General features: G+C 63.9%; 16 protein-coding genes. 4 read left to right on the top strand and 12 right to left on the bottom strand.

Translation table 11 applies throughout. The features are described 5' to 3' along the window. Positions 1-16: 16 nt before the first annotated feature. Positions 17-1,048 carry a methionine synthase gene (locus tag ACFY68_RS10360; RefSeq protein ID WP_387526452.1) on the bottom strand — a complete coding sequence of 344 codons (1,032 nt, stop codon included), beginning with the start codon at positions 1,046-1,048 and terminating at the stop codon, positions 17-19. 25 nt (positions 1,049-1,073) lie between these two features. Further along, positions 1,074-2,060, bottom strand: coding sequence for a DUF1852 domain-containing protein (locus tag ACFY68_RS10355; protein ID WP_387526505.1), 987 nt, complete (start codon positions 2,058-2,060; stop codon positions 1,074-1,076). Between the two features lie 252 nt (positions 2,061-2,312). Between ACFY68_RS10355 and solA the strand changes: the two genes are divergently transcribed. Both solA and ACFY68_RS10345 read left to right on the top strand, forming a co-directional pair. Further along, positions 2,313-3,488, top strand: a complete 1,176-nt coding sequence (gene solA, locus ACFY68_RS10350) for an N-methyl-L-tryptophan oxidase (RefSeq protein WP_387526449.1) — start codon at positions 2,313-2,315, stop codon at positions 3,486-3,488. Further along, on the top strand, positions 3,485-4,264 hold the full coding sequence (locus ACFY68_RS10345; RefSeq protein ID WP_346612417.1) for a MetQ/NlpA family ABC transporter substrate-binding protein: 780 nt from the start codon (positions 3,485-3,487) through the stop codon (positions 4,262-4,264). Before solA ends, ACFY68_RS10345 begins: the two co-directional genes overlap by 4 nt. A gap of 112 nt (positions 4,265-4,376) precedes the next feature. On the opposite strand, the gene ACFY68_RS10340 is transcribed toward ACFY68_RS10345, so the two are convergent. The 3 genes from ACFY68_RS10340 to ACFY68_RS10330 form a co-directional block, all read right to left on the bottom strand. Beyond that, positions 4,377-5,114 carry an SDR family oxidoreductase gene (locus ACFY68_RS10340; protein ID WP_387526446.1) on the bottom strand — a complete coding sequence of 246 codons (738 nt, stop codon included), beginning with the start codon at positions 5,112-5,114 and terminating at the stop codon, positions 4,377-4,379. A gap of 644 nt (positions 5,115-5,758) precedes the next feature. After that, positions 5,759-7,342 (bottom strand): rhodanese-related sulfurtransferase, encoded by a 1,584-nt coding sequence (locus ACFY68_RS10335; protein WP_387526443.1) that lies wholly within the window; start codon positions 7,340-7,342, stop codon positions 5,759-5,761. Then, on the bottom strand, positions 7,339-7,947 hold the full coding sequence (locus tag ACFY68_RS10330; RefSeq protein WP_387526440.1) for a cysteine dioxygenase: 609 nt from the start codon (positions 7,945-7,947) through the stop codon (positions 7,339-7,341). Before ACFY68_RS10330 ends, ACFY68_RS10335 begins: the two co-directional genes overlap by 4 nt. A gap of 298 nt (positions 7,948-8,245) precedes the next feature. Between ACFY68_RS10330 and ACFY68_RS10325 the strand changes: the two genes are divergently transcribed. Together ACFY68_RS10325 and ACFY68_RS10320 are read left to right on the top strand one after the other, a co-directional pair. Next, positions 8,246-9,199, top strand: a complete 954-nt coding sequence (locus tag ACFY68_RS10325; RefSeq protein ID WP_387526438.1) for an ABC transporter substrate-binding protein — start codon at positions 8,246-8,248, stop codon at positions 9,197-9,199. Positions 9,200-9,209: 10 nt separating this feature from the next. Continuing rightward, the gene (locus ACFY68_RS10320; RefSeq protein WP_387526435.1) at positions 9,210-10,529 is read left to right on the top strand and encodes an LLM class flavin-dependent oxidoreductase; all 1,320 of its coding nucleotides are present in this window, start codon (positions 9,210-9,212) and stop codon (positions 10,527-10,529) included. 438 nt (positions 10,530-10,967) lie between these two features. Here ACFY68_RS10320 and ACFY68_RS10315 read toward each other — a convergent pair whose 3' ends face one another. The 7 genes from ACFY68_RS10315 to ACFY68_RS10285 all read right to left on the bottom strand — a co-directional run bounded on the left by ACFY68_RS10315 (position 10,968) and on the right by ACFY68_RS10285 (position 20,939). Further along, positions 10,968-13,379, bottom strand: coding sequence for a TonB-dependent receptor plug domain-containing protein (locus ACFY68_RS10315; RefSeq protein ID WP_387526434.1), 2,412 nt, complete (start codon positions 13,377-13,379; stop codon positions 10,968-10,970). A gap of 34 nt (positions 13,380-13,413) precedes the next feature. Continuing rightward, a complete protein-coding gene (locus tag ACFY68_RS10310; protein ID WP_387526431.1) occupies positions 13,414-13,908 on the bottom strand; it encodes a RidA family protein in 495 nt (164 codons plus the stop codon). A gap of 19 nt (positions 13,909-13,927) precedes the next feature. Further along, entirely contained in the window at positions 13,928-15,490 is a 1,563-nt protein-coding gene (locus tag ACFY68_RS10305; protein ID WP_387526429.1) for a flavin monoamine oxidase family protein, read from the bottom strand. A gap of 378 nt (positions 15,491-15,868) precedes the next feature. Then, a complete protein-coding gene (locus ACFY68_RS10300) occupies positions 15,869-16,969 on the bottom strand; it encodes an LLM class flavin-dependent oxidoreductase (RefSeq protein ID WP_279928991.1) in 1,101 nt (366 codons plus the stop codon). A gap of 30 nt (positions 16,970-16,999) precedes the next feature. After that, positions 17,000-18,334, bottom strand: a complete 1,335-nt coding sequence (locus ACFY68_RS10295; RefSeq protein WP_387526426.1) for an LLM class flavin-dependent oxidoreductase — start codon at positions 18,332-18,334, stop codon at positions 17,000-17,002. Positions 18,335-18,405: 71 nt separating this feature from the next. Next, entirely contained in the window at positions 18,406-20,028 is a 1,623-nt protein-coding gene (locus ACFY68_RS10290; protein ID WP_387526423.1) for a dipeptide ABC transporter ATP-binding protein, read from the bottom strand. Further along, positions 20,025-20,939 carry an ABC transporter permease gene (locus ACFY68_RS10285; RefSeq protein ID WP_387526420.1) on the bottom strand — a complete coding sequence of 305 codons (915 nt, stop codon included), beginning with the start codon at positions 20,937-20,939 and terminating at the stop codon, positions 20,025-20,027. The genes ACFY68_RS10290 and ACFY68_RS10285 overlap by 4 nt, the downstream gene beginning before the upstream one ends. Between the last annotated feature and the right edge of the window lies 1 nt (position 20,940).

The raw sequence follows: 20,940 nt of genomic DNA, 5'->3' as shown, positions 1-20,940 counted from the left end.
TACACAAACGCGTGGGTTAACGGATCGAAAGTTCTTGGCGCACGATGGCTGCGCCGGCGCTCAGGGCACTCAGCTTGCCTCTTGCAACCTCGCGGGGCAGGGGGGCCATGCCGCAGTTGGTGCAAGGGTAGAGTTTGTCGGCGTCTACGAATTGAAGTGCTTTGCGCAGGGTGTTGGCGACTTCCTCGGGTGTTTCAACGGTGTGGTTCGCCACGTCGATGGCGCCTACCATCACCTTCTTGCCGCGGATAAGTTCAATCAGGTCCATAGGCACATGCGAGTTGTGGCATTCGAGCGAGATGATATCGATGCTGGACTTCTGCAGTTTGGGGAACGCCTGCTCGTATTGACGCCACTCGGCCCCCAGGGTCTTTTTCCAGTCGGTGTTGGCTTTGATGCCATAGCCGTAGCAGATATGCACGGCCGTTTCACACTTTAGGCCCTCGACGGCTCTTTCCAGGGTGGCCACACCCCAATCATTCACCTCGTCAAAAAACACATTGAACGCCGGCTCATCGAACTGGATGATGTCGACACCAGCAGCCTCCAGCTCCCTGGCCTCCTGGTTGAGAATCCTGGCGAACTCCCAGGCCAGCTTCTCGCGGTTTTTGTAGTGGTTGTCATACAGCGTGTCGATCATGGTCATGGGGCCTGGCAGCGCCCATTTGATGGGTTGCCCGGTTTGCTGGCGCAAGAACCTGGCATCTTCCACAAATACCGGTTTTTGACGTTCAACAGCACCCACTACCGTTGGCACGCTGGCATCGTAGCGGTCACGGATCCTGACCGTTTCACGCTTCTCGAAATCCACGCCGCTCAGGTGCTCGATGAAGGTCGTCACAAAGTGTTGGCGCGTTTGCTCGCCATCGCTGACGATATCAATGCCTGCGTGTTGCTGTTCCTGCAGCGATAAACGCAGGGCATCCTGTTTGCCTTCGATCAATGCCTGGTCTTGTAATTTCCAGGGTGACCAGAGTGTTTCGGGTTGTGCGAGCCAAGAGGGTTTCGGCAGACTGCCAGCAGTCGATGTGGGCAACAGCTTTTTCATAGCGCAAACCTTGTTTTCAAATGGGTCAGGAGTTGTAATTGGCGGACCATTGTTCAAGCACCGCCTGGTACGGTTTGATGAAGTGCTCCTCGACAAAGCGCCCCTGCTCAATGGCCAGCCGGCTACGTTCCTCTCGGTCGTAAACAATGCGAGTCAGCGAATAATCCTCATGCTGCAGGCTAGGGTGGTAGGTTTTGCCTGCCACAGAATTCGCGTTGTAAATTTCGGGCCGGTAAATTTTCTGGAAGGTATCCATTGTGCTGATGGTGCTGATCAGCTCAAGGTTGGTGTAGTCAGCGAGCAAGTCGCCCAGGTGATAGAACGCCAACGGTGCAACGCTGTTCGGCGGCATGAAGTAACGCACCTTCAGGCCCATTTTTGCGAAGTATTCATCGGTCAGCGAATAGTCATCTTGCTGATATTCATGGCCCAACACTGGGTGCTGATTTTCAGTGCGATGGTAGGTCTTGCTGCTCGAAACACTCAGGCAGATGACCGGTGCCTTGTCGAAATGGTCTTTATACGTACTTGAGTTCACGAAGCGCTTGAACAGCTTGCCATGCAGCTCGCCGAAATGATCAGGCGTGCTGAACACCGGCTGGTTTTTATTATGCTCCAGCAGCAGTACGCTGAAATCGTAATCCCGCACATAGGAAGAGAAGTTATTGCCGACCATGCCTGCTATACGCTCGCCGGTCGTTCGATCGAAAATCTGTGTGTTGAGGATTTCAATCAAAGGCAGGCCGGCCTCGGGGCTGTCGTTATCAACCGACATCGCGACGGAAATGATTTCAAGTTTCACCGTGTAGCGGTCACCCTTGGGGTTGTCCCAGTGCGCCAAGGCGTTGAAACGGTTGTCAATCATGGCCAAAGTGTTGCGCAAGTTCTCCTGGCGCCTGGCGCCCCTTGCCAAGTTGGCGAAGTTGGTCGTGATGCGCGTGCTGTCGGCGGGTTTATAATGCTCGTCGAAGCCAATGCGCTTGATGGAAAACGTGAAGTCTGTGTGTGTCATGATCAGGTGTTCCACTCAAGTTTTGCTAAGCGCTAAAAATTAAGGCGCATCTTAGGTGTCGGTGCCGCTCGAGGGGAACTGAATTGATTTCACAGCGCCTTTAATCATATTCATGATGAGCGCAACTATAAAAAGCAGAAGATGGGCGCAGGCCTGCGCTCTGCGCGCCTGGGCATAACCTTATACCTTTTAATTCTTTGTCTCCTGCGAGCACCTGCTTTCAACTAGCGCCTTTTTGAGTGAGCGCTGTCCGTGGAGCACTGTGAAGTAGTCGTCATCGGTCTGGGTGCAATGGGCGCCGCTACCACTTATCAATTGGCCAAGGCGGGTGTAGATGTGGTGGGCATCGACCGCTTCCAGCCCCCGCATACCTTTGGCTCGAGCCACGGTGACACGCGCATTACCCGGCTGTCCGTGGGGGAGGGCGCACAGTACGTTCCAATCGTGAAAAGGGCCCAGCAAATCTGGCGCGAGTTGGAAGCGCTGAGCGGCGAGTCGTTGTTCGATCAATCTGGCTTGCTCGCGCTGACGTCCAGCCCCGACTTCGACCCCGACGACAAAACCGACTTCACTTTGCGCACCATAGGCCTGGCCCAGACCTATGGGATCGAACACGAAGTGCTCGACGCCGAGCAGATTCGCCAGCGCTTCCCGCAATTTGCCAACGTGCGCGACGACGCGATCGGCTACTTCGAGCCTGGGGGCGGTTTCGTACGCCCCGAGCGCTGCATCGAGGTGCAGTTGCGCCTGGCTGCGCAACATGGTGCGACCCTGTATACGGGAGAAACGGTTACCCGGATCAGCTCGGACGAACAGGGCGTCACGGTCACGACCGATTTGCGCACGGTGAAGGCCGGCAAGCTGGTGTTCAGCGCGGGTAATTGGGCGGGCGGGTTGTTGGGTGAGCCCTTTGACCGGCTGCTCAGTGTCTACCGGCAGAAACTCTTCTGGTTCGAGCTCGAAGCCGGCGCTGGGCTGGAGGGCGCGTCGCCCACGTTCATCCTCACCCACGGGCGCGGGGACGACAAAATCAATTACGGGTTCCCCGCGCAACCCGGCGAGGGCAGCCTCAAGATTGCGACCGCGCAATATCACACGGCCTCGCAGCCCGACCTGCTGGACCGCACCGTGTCTGCAGCCGAAGCGCGGGACATGTACCAGCAGCAAGTGCAAGGCCGTATTGCCGGGGTTACCGCCAAGGTCCTCAAGTCGGCCGTCTGCGCTTACACCGTCACCCCGGACCGCCACTTCATCATCGACCAGCACCCCACGCTCAAGCACACCCTGGTGGTGTCCGCCTGCTCGGGCCACGGCTTCAAGCACTCGGCTGCCCTGGGCGAAGCTTTTGCGCAGTGGTGCACACGTGGTACCAGCGACCTCGACCTGTCCTTATTCACCCTTGAACGATTCGAAGGAAAACACCTGTGAAGCGCATTGCACTTTCCCTTGCCCTGCTGGCCGCCTCCCTTGGCGTGGCACAAGCCGAAACGCTCAAGATCGCCGTGGTGCCTGTGCCCCATGCCGAGATCCTGGAGTTCCTCAAACCTGAACTGGCCAAGCAAGGCGTGGAACTGGACGTGAAGGTGTTCACCGACTATATCCAGCCCGACCGCCAGGTTGACGAGGGGCGGCTGGATGCCAACTACTTCCAGAGCAAGCCTTACTACGAGGCCTACAAAAAAGACCGGCCAAGCAGCGACCAGGTGCCGGTCGTGGCCGTTCACATCGAGCCGTTCGGCGCCTACTCGAGCAAGGTCAAATCGGTGGCAGAGCTGAAGGACGGCGCTACCGTCGCCATACCCAACGACCCCACCAACTCTGGCCGCGCATTGCTGCTGATCGCCAAGCAGGGGCTGATCACGCTCAAGGACCCCAGCAACATCATGGCGACCGCCGCCGACATCACCAGCAACCCGAAGCACCTCAAGTTCAAGGAGCTCGAAGCGGCCATGCTGCCGCGCGTGCTAGGCCAGGTGGACATGGCGCTGATCAACGCCAACTACGCGCTGGAGGCCAAGCTGGTGCCGCACAAGGACGCGCTGTTCATCGAAAGTTCGGAGTCGCCTTACGCCAACTACCTGTACGTGCGCAGGGACAAAGCCAACGACCCGGCAGTGCAGAAGCTTGGTGCGTTGTTGAACTCTCCACAGGTCAAGCAGTTCATTCTTGAGCGCTACCACGGCGATGTGGTGCCGGCGTTCTGACCCATTGCACTGCCATCGCACAGCAAGCCTTCACGAGCCAGGCCCGTGAAGGCTTGCGCAGTTCTGATGGGGATCCCGCTCAGTTTCTGTCGGGCAGCGGGTCTGGCTGTATTCAGAATGGACTTGCGGTCGGGCGCACGATCAGTTCGCTGACATCCACATCCGCAGGTTGCTCAACCGCATAGGCAATCGCCCGGGCAATGGCCGAAGCAGGGATCGAGATCTTGCGGAACTCGCGCATCTCTGCACGCCCGCCCTCATCGGAAATGCTTTCGGCCAGCTCGGACTCGGTAACGCCTGGTGCAATGACCGTGACCCGGATATCGCCACCCACCTCTTGGCGCAAACCCTCTGAAATGGCCCGTACGGCATATTTGGTGGCGCAGTACACCGCAGCGGTCGGGCTCACAGCGTAGGCCCCGATGGAGGCGATATTGATAATCTGGCCGGCGCGCTGTTGTTGCATCCGCGGCAGCGTTGCGGCAATGCCGTGCAGCACGCCGCGAATGTTCACATCGATCATCCGGTTCCACTCATCGACCTTGAGCGCTTCGAGCTTGGAAAGGGGCATGACGCCGGCGTTGTTGATCAGAACGTCGACCCGGCCATGCAGTTCGACAGCGAAGTCGATGAAGGACTGCATGTCCTCCAGGCGGGTGACATCCAGCGCCAGTACATCAGCGATACCGCCGGCTGCACGGATCTCCCTGGCGAGAGCTTGCAGGCGATCAGTGCGGCGGGCACCCAGCACAACGCGAGCGCCTTGGCTGGCAAGCAGGCGGGCTGTTGCTTCGCCGATACCACTACTGGCGCCGGTGATCACGATGACTTTTTGTTCGATACCGTGCATTTTCCCACTCCTGTTTCTGGCTGTAAGAGGCCCCGCCGATAAGCAGGTGAAACAAGAGTAAGGCGCCTGGGCTGGGCTGCGTTATGCGATTCCTGCTGCGGGTATGCACGATCCTGCAGGAGCGGCATGCGCCGAACGCTGCCGCGCTCCTGAATTTGACATGTGGCCATCCCCCAAGGGAGTTGAATGACTCGATTGGCCCGCGGTCGACCTATCGCGGCCACCGCTCCAATGCTCTGTAGTCAGTACCGGCCTCATCGCCGGCAAGCCGGCTCCCACAGAGATTTAGCCAGTCTCCGGGCCTGCGCAGTATCTGTGGGAGCCGGGCTTGCCGGCGATGGGCCGCGAAGCGGCCCCGGCCTTCGGATGTCGGCCACAGGCCGAATTCGGTCAGTGGTGACCGGCTGCTTCTGGCCCATGGCGAACACCGTTCCAACGCTGTGCAGTCAGTACCGCCTCATCGCCGGCAAGCCGGCTCCCACAGAGATTTAACCAGTCTCCGGGCCTGCGCAGTACCTGTGGGAGCCGGGCTTGCCGGCGATGGGCCGCGTAGCGGCCCCGGCCTTCGCAAGTCAGCCATGGCCGATGGCTGTCGTTCACAATGGGTTGTTACCGACCCAAAACAGCCTGTCGCTCGTTCAGGTTCAGAGCACCTTGAACCCATGTGTGCCATCGCGCTCGAGTTGCGCAACCAGGCCAAACTCCCAGTCCAGATACCCCTGCATCGCCTCGCGGGGGTTGTCCGTACCCTCGTACGGGCGCCGGTAGCGATCGCTGCGTGGTACGGCAAGCTGCGTTTCGCCGGCTTCCAGCGGTAGCCCGGCAGCGATCCAGCGCGCGGTGCCGCCTTCGAGCAGGTAAATCGGGGTGCGGGTGAGGGCTTGCAGGTCGCGTGCTGCGAAGCCCGCCAGCAGGCTGCTGCCGCACGTCAGTACATAGCGGCTGGCCTGTGGCAAACGTTCCAGGGTTTCGGCCAGCTGGGCGCGGATCGCCCAGTGGGCACCCGGGATATGGCGCTTGACGTAGTTGGCGCTGGTGGTGAAGTCCAGCAGCACCGTGCCGTCTTGCTGCAGCCAGCTGGCCAGTTGCTCGACACCGATCTCGTTGGCGGCGGGCAGTTCGGGCAGGGGCGGCTGCCATTCGCCGGTGGCGGTGAAATCTGCCTCGGACAAACCGTCGAGCACGGCTACCTGCCAGCCCATCTGCGCCAACCATGAAGCACTCATGTTGGCGCGTACGCCGTCGTCATCCACGAGCACGATGCGCGCCCCGCGAACGCTGGCCACGTGGTCGGTTTCCTGCACCAGCTGGCCGCCCGGCACCGAGCGGCTGCCAGGCAGGTGGCCGGCGTTGTACTCCTCGGGCGTGCGCACGTCGAACAGGTAGGTGGTGCGGGTGGGTTCGGCCTGCCAGTCGCGCAGCGCGGCACGTTCCAGGCGCAGCACACCGCTGCGGTCAGCGACTGCTCGCGCCTGGCGCGCAGCGTTGGCGCGGGTAGCGGTGCTGACTTCGGCGAAGCGGCGGTCCTGGCCATGGGCCAGCTGTTGGCCGGCAAGGGTCCAACCAATGGTGCCATTGCGCAGGGCGGCGACCGGGTTGGGAATGCCGGCGTTGACCAGTGACTGAGTGCCGATGATGCTGCGGGTGCGCCCTGCGCAGTTGACGATCACCTGGGTGGCCGGGTCCGGTGCCAACTCGGCCACGCGCAACACCAGCTCGGCACCGGGCACGCTGACACCACCGGGGATGCTCATGGTCTGGTACTCGTCGAAGCGGCGGGCATCGAGTACCACCACATTGGCCTTTTCATCCAACAGCGCCTGGACCTGCTCGGCAGCAAGCGATGGCGTATGGCGCACGCTTTCCACCAGTTCGCCAAAGGCCTTGCTCGGCACATTGACGTCACGAAACAATTCGCCACCCGCGGCGCGCCAGCCGGCCAGGCCGCCGTCAAGCACAGCGACGTCGCGGTAGCCCAGCGCCAGTAAGCGCTGCGCCGCCACTTCGGCGAGGCCTTCGCCGTTGTCGTAGACAGTGATAGCTGTGTCACGCCGTGGCACCCGAGCGAAAATCTCCAGCTCAAGCTTGGACAGTGCAATGTTGACGGCGAACAAGGGATGGTCCTGGGCGAACGGGTCTTCTTCGCGCACATCGATCAGGGCCAGTTCCTCCCGGGCCAGCAGGGCGCGGCGGATGTCGTGGTATCGGCGGATGGTGACGGTGCTCATGGGGCAAGGTTCTCTTTGGACAGGTCCCAGATGTTGGGCAGGCGGGTATTGGAGTAGCCGGAAACAAACGGTTTTTCGCTGCCGTCCTCGGCATAGACTGCGCGCTGGACTGCGCCGATGTTGCCGCCATAGACGTGGATGCTGATCGACACCTGGTCGTCAAAGGCATTGCTGACCTGATGGATGTCGCCGATGCGCGGCGACACCGCTTCCACCTGGCCCGGCTCCAGGCGCACTGCCGCGCCGCGAGGCAGCAGCTTGCCCTGGGCGTCGCGCTCCAGGCCTTGGGCGAGTTCCGCGCCGCGCAGCATGCCGATCAGGCCCCACACCCGGTGGTCATGTACCGGCGTCTGCTGCCCAGGGCCCCAGACGAAGCTCACCACCGAGAAGCGCTGGCGTGAGTCGCAATGCAGCAAGTACTGCTGATAGCGCTGCGGGTCGGGCTGGGCGAGGTCGTCCGGCAGCCAGTCGTCATGGGAGACCAGCTCGGCCAGCAGTTGCTGGCCGCGGTCGAGCAGGGCGGGTTCGTCGGGCTGCTGGTCGAGCAGCGCGGCGAGGCGGTCAATGAAATGGCGCAAGCGCTTCGGGCGCAGGTTCTGGGTCATGGTTCAGGCTCGGCTTTCAGGTTCCGGTCAACCCTAGCAAATCCTATTTCTATTCTCAAAATGCAAAATAATCATAAGCTAATATGCAAATAATGCATTTACACCTGCGCTATTCTGTTTTCAAATTGCCGTCGCCAAAGGCATGAGGTTATGCCTAATGCGCATTTCACAGGCTCGCAAATACACTTTAGTTTATAACCGGCACTCTATTAATGCCTTTTGGCTATAGATAAACCTTGGACGAGACCGCACGCGCGGATCGGCTCATCTGCCCCTGACGGGGCATCTGGAGACGAACGTGCGCTATATGAAACACCTGGCTGCCACGCTGCTGGCCACTACCTTCAGCCTTGCCGCCGCAGCCCAGACGCTGGTGGTCGGTGACCAGAGCTACAACGCCCGCGCCGTCATGGAAGCGGCTGGGGTGCTCGACAACTTGCCTTACACCCTGGAATGGAAGCAGTTCACCGCAGGCTCGCCGGTGGCCGAGGCGCTCAACGTCGGCAGCCTCGACATCGGCCTGCTGGGCGACGCGCCGCCGCTGTTTCTCGGCGCCCTGGGCGCGCCGATCAAGGTGATTGCGGTCAGCCGGCAGAACCTCGAAGGCGTGGCAATCCTGGCGCGCAAGGATTCAACCATCCACAGCCTGCAGGACCTGCGTGGCAAACGCGCAGCGATCTGGAAGGGTTCGTGGAGCCAGCAGTTGCTGTTCAGCGCCCTGGACAAGGCCGGTGTGCCCCGCGACGCCCTGGAGCTGCGCTACCTCAGCGCGCTGGATGCCTCCCACGCCCTGGACGGCGGCTCGGTGGATGTCATCGCCACCTGGGAACCTTACGTCACCCAGCAGGAGCGCCAGGGCGCCCGCGTGCTGGCCACTGCCGAGGGGGTCATCCCGGCGCAGAGCTTCGTGGTGGCAAACAGCAAGGCGGTGGAGCAAAAGCGTGCGCAGATCGCCGACTTTCTGCAGCGCCTGAAAAAGGCCCGTGACTGGACCCTGAACGACCCGGCCAATACCGAGGCCTACGCCGATGCCTGGGCCCAGCGAACCCGTGCCGACCGCGATATCGCCCGCACCTGGTTCGCCCGTGCGCGCACCGACCTGGCACCGCTGAGCCCGCAGGTCATCGCCGATGCGCAGAAGACCGTGGACTTTTTCGCCGGGCTTGGCCTTATCAAGCCCTACCCGGCGGCGGACCTGTTCGACACCTCGTTCGGCGCGGCCTTCCAGGCGCCCGCCATCAGCAGCCAGTGAAGGGATCCCCATGAGCAAACGACAGATCAAACTCGGTGCCCTGACCATGGGCTGCGGCGGCCCTGGCCGGCATAACCTGTGGCTCGACCCCGAGCTGCCTGCCGACGCCAGCGTCAACATCGACTGGTACATCGACATCGCCCGCACGGCCGAAGCGGCGTTGTTCGACCTGATGTTCATCGTGGACAGCCAGTTCATTACCCCAGGCTCGCCCTCGCACTACCTTAACCGTCTGGAGCCTTTGACCCTGCTCTCGGCGTTGGCGGTCAGCACCCGCCACCTCGGCCTGGTCGGCACCCTCACCACTTCCTACAACGCGCCGTTCAACGTCGCCCGTCGGCTCGCCTCGCTGGACCTGATCAGCAAGGGCCGCGCCGGTTGGAACGTGGTCACCAGTGGGGATGCCGGCACCGCCGGCAACTACGGGCTGGACGAGCACTACGACTACGACACCCGCTACGCCCGGGCGCAGGAACATGTGCAAGTGGTGCAAGGGCTGTGGCATTCGTACGAAGACGACGCCTTCCCCCGGGATCGTGCCAGCGGTCGCTTTCTCGACCCGTCCAAGTTGCATGCACTGAATCACCACGGCGAGCACTTTTCAGTGGTTGGCCCGCTGAACATCCAGCGCTCGCCGCAGGGCCAGCCGGTGATCTTCCAGGCGGGCGATTCCGAGCAGGGCCGTGACCTGGGCGCAGCCACTGCCGACGTGGTGTTCACCCATGCCGCCAGCATCGAGCAGGGGCAGGCGTTCTACCGGGATATCAAGGGCCGTGCCGCACGCCTGGGGCGTGACCCGGAGCAGTTGCTGGTGTTGCCGGGGGCGGAGATCTATGTTGGCGATACGGACGACCATGCCCGAGAGATCGAGCGTCACTACCACCAGGCTGACCACAGCTTTGAACTGGCGTTGAAAGAGTTCGGGCGCAATTTCGGCTGGCATGATTTCAGCCGCTATGACCTGGATGCGCCGTTCCCTCAGGAAAGCCTGGAAGACGCCCGCAGCAGCTTCTTCACCAACGCCAAGCGCATTGCCGACCAGGCAAGGGACAAGGGCTTCAGCCTGCGCCAGGCCGTTGAGTTCGGCCGTCAGTTGCGGCCGGGGGCGTTCGTGGGTTCGGCACACACCGTGGCGGCGAAGATGGCCGATTGGTTCGAGGCGCGGGCGCTGGACGGGTTCAACATCTACATTGGCCACCCGGGGCAGTTCCGCCGGTTCACCGAGGAGGTAGTGCCGTTGCTGCAGGAGCGTGGGGTATACCGCACCGCCTATGAGGGCACTACCCTGCGCGAGAGCCTCGGCTTGCCGATACCGCGCTTCACCCGCTAGATCGCCGGATCGTTGGTGGAACAGATACCGCGTCAGCGTCCAAAGGGAGCGACCGCTTTCGACCCATGGCGGACATCCGAAGGCCGGGGCCGCTTCGCGGCCCATCGCCGGCAAGCCCGGCTCCCACAGGTAATGCGCAGACCTGGAGGCTGGTGATATCTCTGTGGGAGCCGGCTTGCCGGCGATGAGGCCGGTACTGACTACAGGGCGTTGGCACGGTGTCCGCCATGGGGCGTTTGCGGTCATTTACGACCGGCAGCTGTCGACCCGAAGCGGTCCCTATATGCCCTGGGGTTAGTGCGGTGTTCGGATGTGTTCGCCTGAAATCTTCAGCGCCTATGAGATCGAGCGCCGCCCGCGCGGCGCATCGCGGATAAATCCGCTCCTACGTTTGTTTCAGGCCAGTAACGTCAGTGACAGACGCGCGCGAACGCAGTGTCAGAAGGTGTAGGTCAGTCGCCCGAAATAATACCCGCCGGTGAAGCCATACGGCGAGTACACCCCGTACCCCTTGACCATGGTCTTGCTGGCAGGCGCCTGGCGCTCGGGGTACACATCGAACAGGTTGCGCGCACCGATCGCCAGCTCCAGGTCCTTGGTCAGCTGGTAGCCCACATCCAGGTCGGTGATCCAGCGCGCCTTGTAGTCGCGGTCCAGCGAACGGTCGTTGGCGGCATTTACCTCGCGCCAGGAACCGTAACGGGTCAGCCCCAGGTTGACCCGGTAGCGGTCCAGGCGCCAGTTGCCCCCCAGGATCAGCTTGGTGTGCGGTTGTACCTCGGTGAGCAGGTTGCGCGCCTGGCGGTTCATCAGCTCGTACGGCGTGCCGAGAATGTTCACGCTCTGCTTGTAATCGAGAATCTCGGTGTCGTTCCAGTTGAAGGCCGCCGTCCACTTCACAGTCCCGGCGCCACCCAGGTCCTGGTCATAACTGCCCACCAGGTCCAGGCCCTTGGTGCGGGTGTTGGCGCCATTGGTGAAATACTGGCCGCCCGACGTCGAGTCGATGCCATTGGCCAGCAGGGCCTGGGTGACCTCAGGGCCGAGCAAGGTGCCGGTGAGGGTGATACGGTCGCGTACGTTGATCAGGTAGGTGTCGGCGGTGAAGGCCAGGCGCTCGTTGGGCTGCCAGGTTAGCCCCAGGCTGTAGTTGGCAGATTTTTCAGGTTTGAGCGGCTCGGCACCGAGTGCCTTGGCGGCGGCCGAATCCACCGGCAACACGCCGTAGTTGATCGACTGGTACACCCCGTCGACCACGCCGTAAGTGGTGGAGCGGGCGCTGAACAGGCTGTTGGCCAATGAGGGCGCCCTGAAGCCGTTGCTCACCGTGGCCCGCACGGCCAGTTCGGGGGTCAGCTCGTAGCGGGTGGTGAGCTTGCCGCTGCGGGTCGCACCGATGCCGCGATCATAGTGTTCATAGCGCAGGGCCGCGCCCCAGTACCACTGCGGGAGCGGGTTGAAACCCACGTCCAGGTAGCCGGCGTAGCTGTTGCGGCTGGCGCTGGTGGCCTCGGCCGGGGAGATGCCGTTGGTGACCTGCGCGCCTGAAGCGGCGCAGTTGCCAGGTGCCGCGCAGTAGCCGCCGTCTGCCCAGCTGGCCCAGTCGCCGGCCTGCACCTGGTAAGTATCGCGGCGCTGCTCGAGCCCCCAGGAAACGTCCAGCGGCTTGGCCAGGCCTACCTCGAAGCTGCGGCGCAGGTCGAGGTTGCTGGTCAGCTGCGAGCTGACCCAGGTGCCGGACTCGAAATGGTTGGGCGTGGCTTCGCCCAGCGACGGGTTCTGGTTGTTCCAGGTGCCCTGTTCGGCCTCGTTGCGCCCGTAGGTGCTGGACAGGTCCCAATCCCACTCGCCAGCCAGGCCCCTGGCGCCGAATGCCGCCTGGTAGTCGTACTCCTCGATGTACCAGGTGGGTGTGTAGCCGGCCGGTCGCCCGTTGGGCCCGGAGATGATGGTGTTGACGATGGTCGGCAGGCGGAAGTTCTGGCCCTGCTCGGCCTTGCGGTACGACCAGGTGCTGAACGAGTACAGGGTCAGGTCGTCCTGCAGCGGCAGTTCGGCGTTGTAGCCCAGGGTCAGCAGGTTGATCTTCGGCGTGCCGTAGCCGCCGTATGTGACCTTGCCGGCGCGTTCCAGCGCTTCGGCCTGGCTGTAGCCGTTGGCGCTGGCCTTGTTGTCGTCGTTCTGGCTGCGGGCGTCGAGCGCCAGCTGGAGGATGCCCTCGTGGCCGATCTCGACGCCTTTGTTCAGGCTTTGCTGCACGGTCTGTTTCTTGCCGTCGTAGCCCTGGCCCGCAGTGGTCACGGCAGTGCCGCTGGTATCAGCCTTGAGGATCACGTTGATCACCCCGGCGATGGCGTCCGAGCCGTACTGGGCCGCTGCGCCGTCACGCAGCACTTCGACATGGTCGATGGCACTGATGGGGATCAGGTCCAGGTCGCTTGGGGCGGCGCCGGCGTTGATGCCGCTGATGTTCAGGGTGGCGCTGGTGTGGCGGCGCTTGCCGTTGACCAGCACCAGCACCTGGGCGGCGTTGAGCCCGCGCAGGTTTGGCGCGCGGGCCATGCCGCTGGCGTCCCAGCCGGTCTTTTCCGGCAGGGTCAGCGACGGCACGCTGGCGCTCAGAGCTTCCATCAGGCCCGGCTTGCCGGTTTCCTGCAGCTGCTTGGCGCTGATCACGTCGATGGGCACTGGGCTGCTGGTGACAGTACGTTTTTCACTGCCACGGTTGCCGGTGACGATCACCGTACCCAGGGCCTGGGCAGCAGGTTCGTCGGCCAGTGCCGGCGCGGTATGCAGGCCGGCGGCGAAGGCCATGGTCAATAGCGGGGCAGAGGTAAAGGCTTGCTTCATGCACGCAGTTCCTTGTGTGGCTCGGCGGGCGCGCTCAGGGCGCCTTGGCCGCGATCGCGTCGATTTCCACCAGCGCGCCCGGCAGCGGCAGCGCCACCACCTGGATGGCCGTGCGGGTCGGTGTGCGGGGCTGCTCGGCGGTGGCGAAAAACTCGCTGTAGGCTGCTTGCAGCCCGGTGAAGTCAAGGGCGCCGCCGTTGGCCGGGTCGCCCACCAGGAACACCCGCAACTGGACGATGTCGCCTAAATCCAGGCCCTGGCTTTGCAGCGCCGTGCGCAGCTTGTTCAGCACCGAACGGGTTTGGCTTTCGGTGTTGCCGAACGCCGCGATACTGCCTTTGGGCGCCTTGGCGTCGGCCACATCCGGCAAGGTGCCGCTGACGAACGTCAGTTGGCTGCCGGCCGGCACGGTGACCAGTTGCGAAATGGGGAAGTTGGAGCCAGGCGGGGCGACCCGCTTGATGCCATCGGCATGGGCATTGAGGGTCAGCGACATGAGCACTCCGGCAAGCAGAAGAAGACGAGGCATGCTGTGGTTTCCTTGACGATCAGGCGGCAGCGCCGCGGGTGGTCTGGTTGGCATGGCGGGCGATCAGGCCGACAACCCGGCGGGCGGATTCGGCCGCGCTGTTCTGCCAGATGCCCACGCCGCCATGGGCCAGGGCATCGCTGGCCAGCCAGGTTCGGCCCTGGGGCTGGTTGAGCAGGTCGTAGCCAGGCTGGGCGACTTCGTCGTGGACGATCCACGGGGCTTCGCTGAAAGGGATCTTCGACCAGTTCACCACCACCGGCCGGCCCAGCTTGTGGCTGTGGCCCGGGTGCAGCGATTCCACCGCCTGGCGCGACGAGGCAACCTGGGCCTGCAGCGACTTGGTGGCAAACTGCTCGGCCACCAAGCCGGTGTTGTAGGTGGCGACCAACACACCTTGGGCGCTGTTGAGGTGGTCGCTGGGGTACCACAGGGTGCGTGCTTCGTGGTTGATGTAGCTGAGGCCGCCGTAGATCTGGTAATCCGTTTCCCAGAAGCGCGGCGATTGCCAGGCGACCTTGTTGGCCTTGTCGCCTTCGGCGGTGCCGATGGCCTGCTTGAATGCCGTGCTGAAGTTGTTCGGCAGCCTGGCCAGCAGGGGCAGGGGCAGGGTGACGATGGCGTAGTCGGCCTGCTCAATGTGCTGCTGCCCGCTGTTGCGGTCACGCCAGACCACCTTGGCGCCGTTGTCAGTGGTTTCCACCCCCAGCACTTCGGCGCTCAGGCGCACGCTGTCCTTGACCTGGCGGTAGAACGCCTTGGGGATCTGGTCCATGCCGCCGACCGGCTGGAACATGGTCGAGGAGAACTCGGGGATCTCGTCGAACACCAGCGGCAGCAGCAGGTTGCTGTCGAGCAACTGGTCCAGGGGGACCGGCTGGCGCTGGACTGGTGTCTGGTCCCCGGCGCCGGCAAAGCGGCTATAACCGGCGCGCACCGAGCCGCGGTATTGCTGCTGGTTGTCGAGGTCGCCGTACACCTTGAGGAAGTCCAGCAGCGCCTTGCGCTGGCCGCTGCTGAGCTCGGCATCGAGGCTGTTGCGGTTGACACTGCGCGCCAGCAGCTCGCTGAAGTGGCCGCGGGTGTCGTTGACCGCCTGGCGCAGCAGCAGCGGTGGGCGTGCCAGGTCAGGCTGGGCCAGGGCGTTGCGGCTGCTGTTGACCAGCACCTGCAGCTCCACCCCCAGTTCGCGGCAGTAACCGAGGATGGTCAGGTGATGGCTTGGCAGGCGTGCGGCGCCAGCGTTGAAGAAGTGGCCCGGGTCGAACTCGACCGTTTGCGAACTGCCGTCGTTATGCTCGATGCGGTCGCCCTGGCGCAAGGTCCAGACTCGGCCACCGACGCGCTCGCGGGCTTCCAGCACGGTGACCGAGAAGCCGGCCTTACGCAGCTCGTAGGCGGATACCAGGCCGGAAATACCGGCGCCGACAATCACTACGCGTTTGCCGTTGCCACCGTTGGCGGCCAGTTGCAAGGGCTCGAAGGTAGCGGCCAGGGCATTCTGCCCCAGCGCGCCAAGAGCCGCTGAATAGCCGCCAATGGCGGCGAGGCGGGTGATCAGATCTCTACGGGACAATCCCATGTCGCATGCTCCGAAAAGGTTGAGTTCGGATGTGCGCAACGGGCAGGCGGATCGAAAGACGGACCGACAGCGGCTGGCACAAATCCATTTGCCTCCGCCATGTCGGGGTCGGTTGAAATAACCTAATGGACTTTCGCACGGCTGTGAAAGGTTTTTTTGTTCTAAGTTAATTATGTTTATTGCTGATAATAGGCGTCTTTATAAATGCGCAAGCGTAATTTTGATGTAGTGTTGCCTGGGCAATGAAGGGCGCATGAAAGTTCACGACAAACACCCACGCGCCGTTGCACCAGGCCCGATGTGGGCTGGTGGTCTGAATACGGGTCAGGGAGGTCCGCAGGCCCCTTCGCGGCGCTAACCGTGAAAGGGCCGGCCAGGTCAGGCGCTGCGGGTGGTGCGGCCATCTTGTTGCTGCGCCACCAGTGCGCGGATCCGTGGAATCAGTGTTTGCCCGTAGTCCACGGCATCGCGCAACTGGTCAAAACCCCGAAACAGGAAGGTGCTCACACCCAGCTGGTAATACGCCAGCGCCGCTTCGGCCACCTGCTCGGGGGTGCCCACCAGCGAGGTGGAGTTGCCGGCGCCACCGCCCAGCGCGGCGATCTCGGTCCACAGCCGAGTGTCGTGCACCTTGCGCTGGCTTGCCAGTTGCACCAGGCGTTCGGAACCGACGTTGCTCTTGCCGAAGTTCTTCTCGCGACGGCTGCCCTGGCGGATGCCGATGCGTTGCCTGGCGTCGGCCAGGATGCGCTCGGCCCGGGCCCAGGCCTCGTCTTCGGTAGCCCCCAGGATCGGCCGAAGCGACAGGCTGAAGCGGATGTGGTTCTCCCGCCCGTAGCGAGCCGCGGCCTTGCGTACCTGGGCAATGCGTTCGCGCACCTGCTCCAGGGGCTCGCCCCACATCATGTAGACATCGGCGTGCCTGGCTGCCACCTCCACCGCCGCATCCGAAGCACCGGAGAAGTAGACCGGCAGCTTGTCCACCGGCTTGACCAGGGTCAGGTTGTCCTCTACCCGGTAGTGCTCGCCGTGGTGGTCGAATGGGGTGGTCTGCGTCCAGGTCTTGTGCAGCACTTGCAGGTATTCGTCCGTGCGTGCGTAGCGGGCATCCTTGTCGAGGAAATCGCCGTCACGCTGCAGGTCGCCGCTGTCGCCGCCGGTGATCACGTTGATCGAGGCGCGGCCGCGGCTGAGCTGATCGAGGGTGGCGAACTGGCGGGCGGCGAAGGTCGGCGCCTGGAAACCGGGCCGATGCGCCACCAGCAGGCCGATGCGTTCGGTCACTGCGGCGACGTAACTGGCCAGGATCATCGCGTCCGGCGCGCTGGTATTGACCGCCAGCAGGGCCTTGTCGAACCCGGCATATTCCTGGGCCTGGGCGAAGGCCTTGATGAAGTCCAGGTCAACCAACGGGCCACGTGGGGCTTGTGATTCGCTGCTTTCCTGAGGGCCGATGAGGCCAATGAATTCGAGACTCATGCAGTGGAACTCCTTTTCGTCCAGGGCGGTTCAAGCGACCGCGTTCGGCGCGCGGCGCAGCGTGTTGCGGTTGGTCGGTACGCTCAGGCCGAAGCTGTCGCGCAAGGTGCGCCCGGTGTACTCGCTGCGCACCAGGCCGCGCGCTTGCAGCAGGGGCACTACCAGCTCGGTGAAGTACTGCAAACCATCGGGCAGCAGCGAATTGATGATGAAACCGTCGGCGGCGCGGTCCTCGAACCAGTCCTGCAGGGCATTGGCCACCTGTTCCGGGGTGCCGGTGAAGTCACGCCTCGGGCGCGAAAAGCGCAGTGCCAGTTGGCGCAGGGTCAGGCCCTCTTCGCGGGCCAGTTGCTTGAGCTGGTCGGCGGTACCCTTGTGGCTGTTGTCGCCAAGGGTGCCCAGGTCCGGGAATGGCGCATCCAGGTCGTGCTGGCTGAAGTCGTAGTCGTTGAACGGCCGGCCAAGGGCGACCAGGGCGTCCTCGATGCTCACCAGCTCGACGGCCTCCTGGTAACGGCGCTCTACCTCGGCCTCGTCGCGGCCGACGATGGGGCGGATGCCCGGCAGGATGAACAGCTGCTCCGGGTCGCGGCCATGGCGCGCAGCGCGCTGTTTCAGGTCCTGGTAATAGGCTCGGGCATCGCTGAACGACTCGGGGTTGACGAAGATCGCATCGGCGTTTTGCGCGGCGAAGTTGCGCCCATCCTCCGACACGCCGGCCTGGAAAATCAGCGGTTGGCCCTGGGGCGAACGCTGGATGTTCAGCGGGCCCTTGACCTTGAAAAACTCGCCCTGGTGGCCCAGCGTGTGCAGCTTGGTGGGGTCGAAGAACTCGCCTGTGCGCTTGTCGCGGGTGAAGGCGTCGTCTTCCCACGAGTCCCACAGGCCCTGGACCACATCGACATGCTCGCGGGCAATGCGGTAGCGCACGGCGTGGGGTGGGTGTTCTGCCTTGCCGAAGTTGTCGGCGGTGCCCGATAGCCACGAGGTCACCACGTTCCAGCCAGCCCGCCCGCCGCTGATCAGGTCCAGCGAGGCGAACTGGCGGGCGACCTGGAACGGTTCGGTGTAGCTGACCGTGACCGTGGCTACCAGGCCGATGTGGGAGGTGACCGCCGCCAGCGCAGACAATAGGGTCAGCGGCTCGAAGCGGTTGAGGTAATGGGGGCTGGAGCGAGCGTGGATGTGCAGGCTGTCGGCGATGAAGGCGAAGTCGAACTTCGCGGCCTCGGCCAGTTGCGCCTGCTGCTTGTAGAAACCGAAGTTGACGCTGGCGTCGGCCAGCGCCTCGGGGTGGCGCCATTCGCCCCAGCCGTGACCGACACCGTGGATCATTGCGCCGAGATGGATCTGTCGTTTGCTCACGTTCAATACCTCTTGCCAGATAATGCTCAATGTCAGTTGCGCACGGCACCACGTACCGCGCGGCACAACCGTCAAACCGCCACAGGCAGCACGCTGCGTGAATGCCCAGGTATCGCCTCGATCAGCGCCCGCGTGTAGGCGCTGGCCGGGCTGCCGAACACCTGCACCGCCGGCCCTTGCTCGACCACCTGCCCGCGCCGCAGCACCAGCACGTGGTCGGCCATGCTCGCGACCACCGCCAGGTCATGGGAGACCAGCACGTAGGCGATGCCCAGTTCGCGCTGCAGCTCGGCCAACAGGGCGAGGATCTGTGCCTGCACCGATACGTCCAGCGCACTGACCGGCTCGTCGAGCAACAGCACCTCGGGCTCCAGGGCCAATGCCCGGGCGATCGCCACCCGCTGGCGCTGGCCGCCCGACAGCTCCCGCGGCAGGCGGTCGAGGAAGTGCACCGGCAGCTGCACCCGGGCGATCAGCTCGCGGGCCTTGCGCTCCAGCGCAGCGCCCTTGAGCAGGCCGAACGACACCAGCGGTTCGACGATGCTGTCGAACACGGTGAAGCGTGGGTCGAGTGCGGCGAACGGGTTCTGCTGCACCAGCTGAATACGCCGGCGCAGGGGCCGGAACTGCCGCCAACTGCAGGCGCTGACGTCGACACCGGCGAACTCCACACGCCCCTGGCTGGGCCTTTCCAGCCCAAGGGCGATGCGCAGCGCGGTGCTCTTGCCCGAGCCCGATTCGCCGACGATGGCCAGGGTTTGCCCGGCATGCAGCTCGAGGTTGAGGCCATGCAGCGCGGTAAAGTGCGCGTGCTGCCCGGGCAGCGCGAAGCGCTTGCCGACATTGCTCAGGCGTAACAGCGGTGTTTGCGCTGGCACGCCTGGCGGCCGTTTACGCGGCACGAAGGCGGGTGCTGCGTTGAGCAGGGCACGCGTATAGGGCTGCTGTGCGCCCCAGAGGATCTGCCTGGGCGAGGCATGTTCGACGAGCTCGCCCTGTTTCATCACCAGCAGGCGGTCGGCGCGGTCGCAGGCCATGCCCAGGTCATGGGTGATGATCAACAGCGAGATGCCGCGCTCGGCCACCAGCTGCTGCAGGTGGTCGAGAATGCGCCGCTGCACGGTCACGTCCAATGCGCTGGTGGGCTCGTCGGCGATGATCAACCGGGGGTCGCCGGCCAGGGCGATGGCGATCAGCACCCGTTGGCGCATGCCGCCGGACAGCTCATGGGGGTACTGGCGGGCGCGCAGCGGCGGCTCGTCGATGCCGACCTGCTCGAGCAGCGCCAGCACTTGTGCGTCCAGCCCCGGGTAACGCCGCCCGTCATGGGCCAGCAACAGCGCCTCGGCAATCTGCCGGCCGATACGCAGGGTGGGGTTGAGGCTGACCATTGGGTCTTGCGGCACCAAGGCGATGGTGCGCCCGCGCAGCGTGCGCCTGACGCGCTCGTTGGCCTGCGCCACATCGATGCCATCGACCCTTAGCTCGCCCTGCTCAATGTTTGCGTTGGCCGGCAGCAGGCCGAGCAGGGCATTGGCCAGCGTCGATTTGCCCGAACCGGACTCGCCGACGATCGCCAGGGTTTCGCCCTGGGCCAGGCTGAACGACAACCGGCGCACGGCCTGGGTGCGTTGCCCGGCGAAGGTGTAACTGACACTCAGGTCACGCACCTGGATCAACTGTGGCTGGCTCATCGGGCATGCTCCTCGGCGCTGCGCGCCAGGTGGTTGAGGCTGAACACCACAGCCACCACGAACAGCCCCGGCAACAGCGATACCCAAGGGGCGGTAATCAGGAAGTGCCGGCCGTTGGCGATCAGCGTGCCCCATTCCGCTGCTGGCGGTGCCGCGCCGAAACCGAGAAAGCTGAGGCCGGCGGTGGCCAGGATCGCCGCGCCAAAGTCCAGGGTGGCGAGCACCGCCACCGGGCCCCAGGCGTTGGGCAGCACATGGCGCAGCAGCGTGCGTCCCCAGCTGGCGCCGCCCAGGCGGGCGGCCTCGACATAGGGCAGGGTCTTGATCCGCAGCACTTCGGCGCGGGTGGTGCGGGCAAAGCCCGGGATGATGCCGACACCCACGGCGACAGCCACCGGCACGGTGCCAAAGCCGATGGCGGTGACGATGGCCAAGGCCAGCAGCAGGCCGGGCAGCGCCAGCAACACGTCGATCAGGCGCATCAACGCCGCGTCGACCCGCCCGCCGGCAAAACCGGCCAGAACGCCCAGGCCAAGGCCGCCAACCAGGGCGATGGTCACCGCCAACAGTGCCGCCAGCACCGACAGGCGCGCGCCATACACCACCCGGGTATACAGGTCGCGGCCCAACTCGTCGGTGCCAAACCAGTGCACCACGCTGGGGGCGCTGAGTTTGTCGGCGGGCGAGGTGGCGTAAGGGTCGAAGCTGGTGAGCAACTGCGGGGCCAGTGCCGCGAACAGGGCAAACAGTACGATCAACAGGGCCACACTGAAGCCAGGCCGGCGTAGCAGTGGGGCCAAGGCCTGGTACGCGCGCTGCAGGCGCGTGCGACGTTTCCAGGGCGTGGCTGGAGGCGCCACACCACTGGTGTGCTGGGTGTCGATCGGGGTCAGGGGGATGTCGATGGTCATG

The sequence above is a fragment of the Pseudomonas sp. NPDC012596 genome (assembly GCF_042902325.1).
In the GTDB taxonomy this organism is placed as follows: domain Bacteria; phylum Pseudomonadota; class Gammaproteobacteria; order Pseudomonadales; family Pseudomonadaceae; genus Aquipseudomonas.
This window is presented reverse-complemented; position numbering and strand designations above follow the sequence as displayed.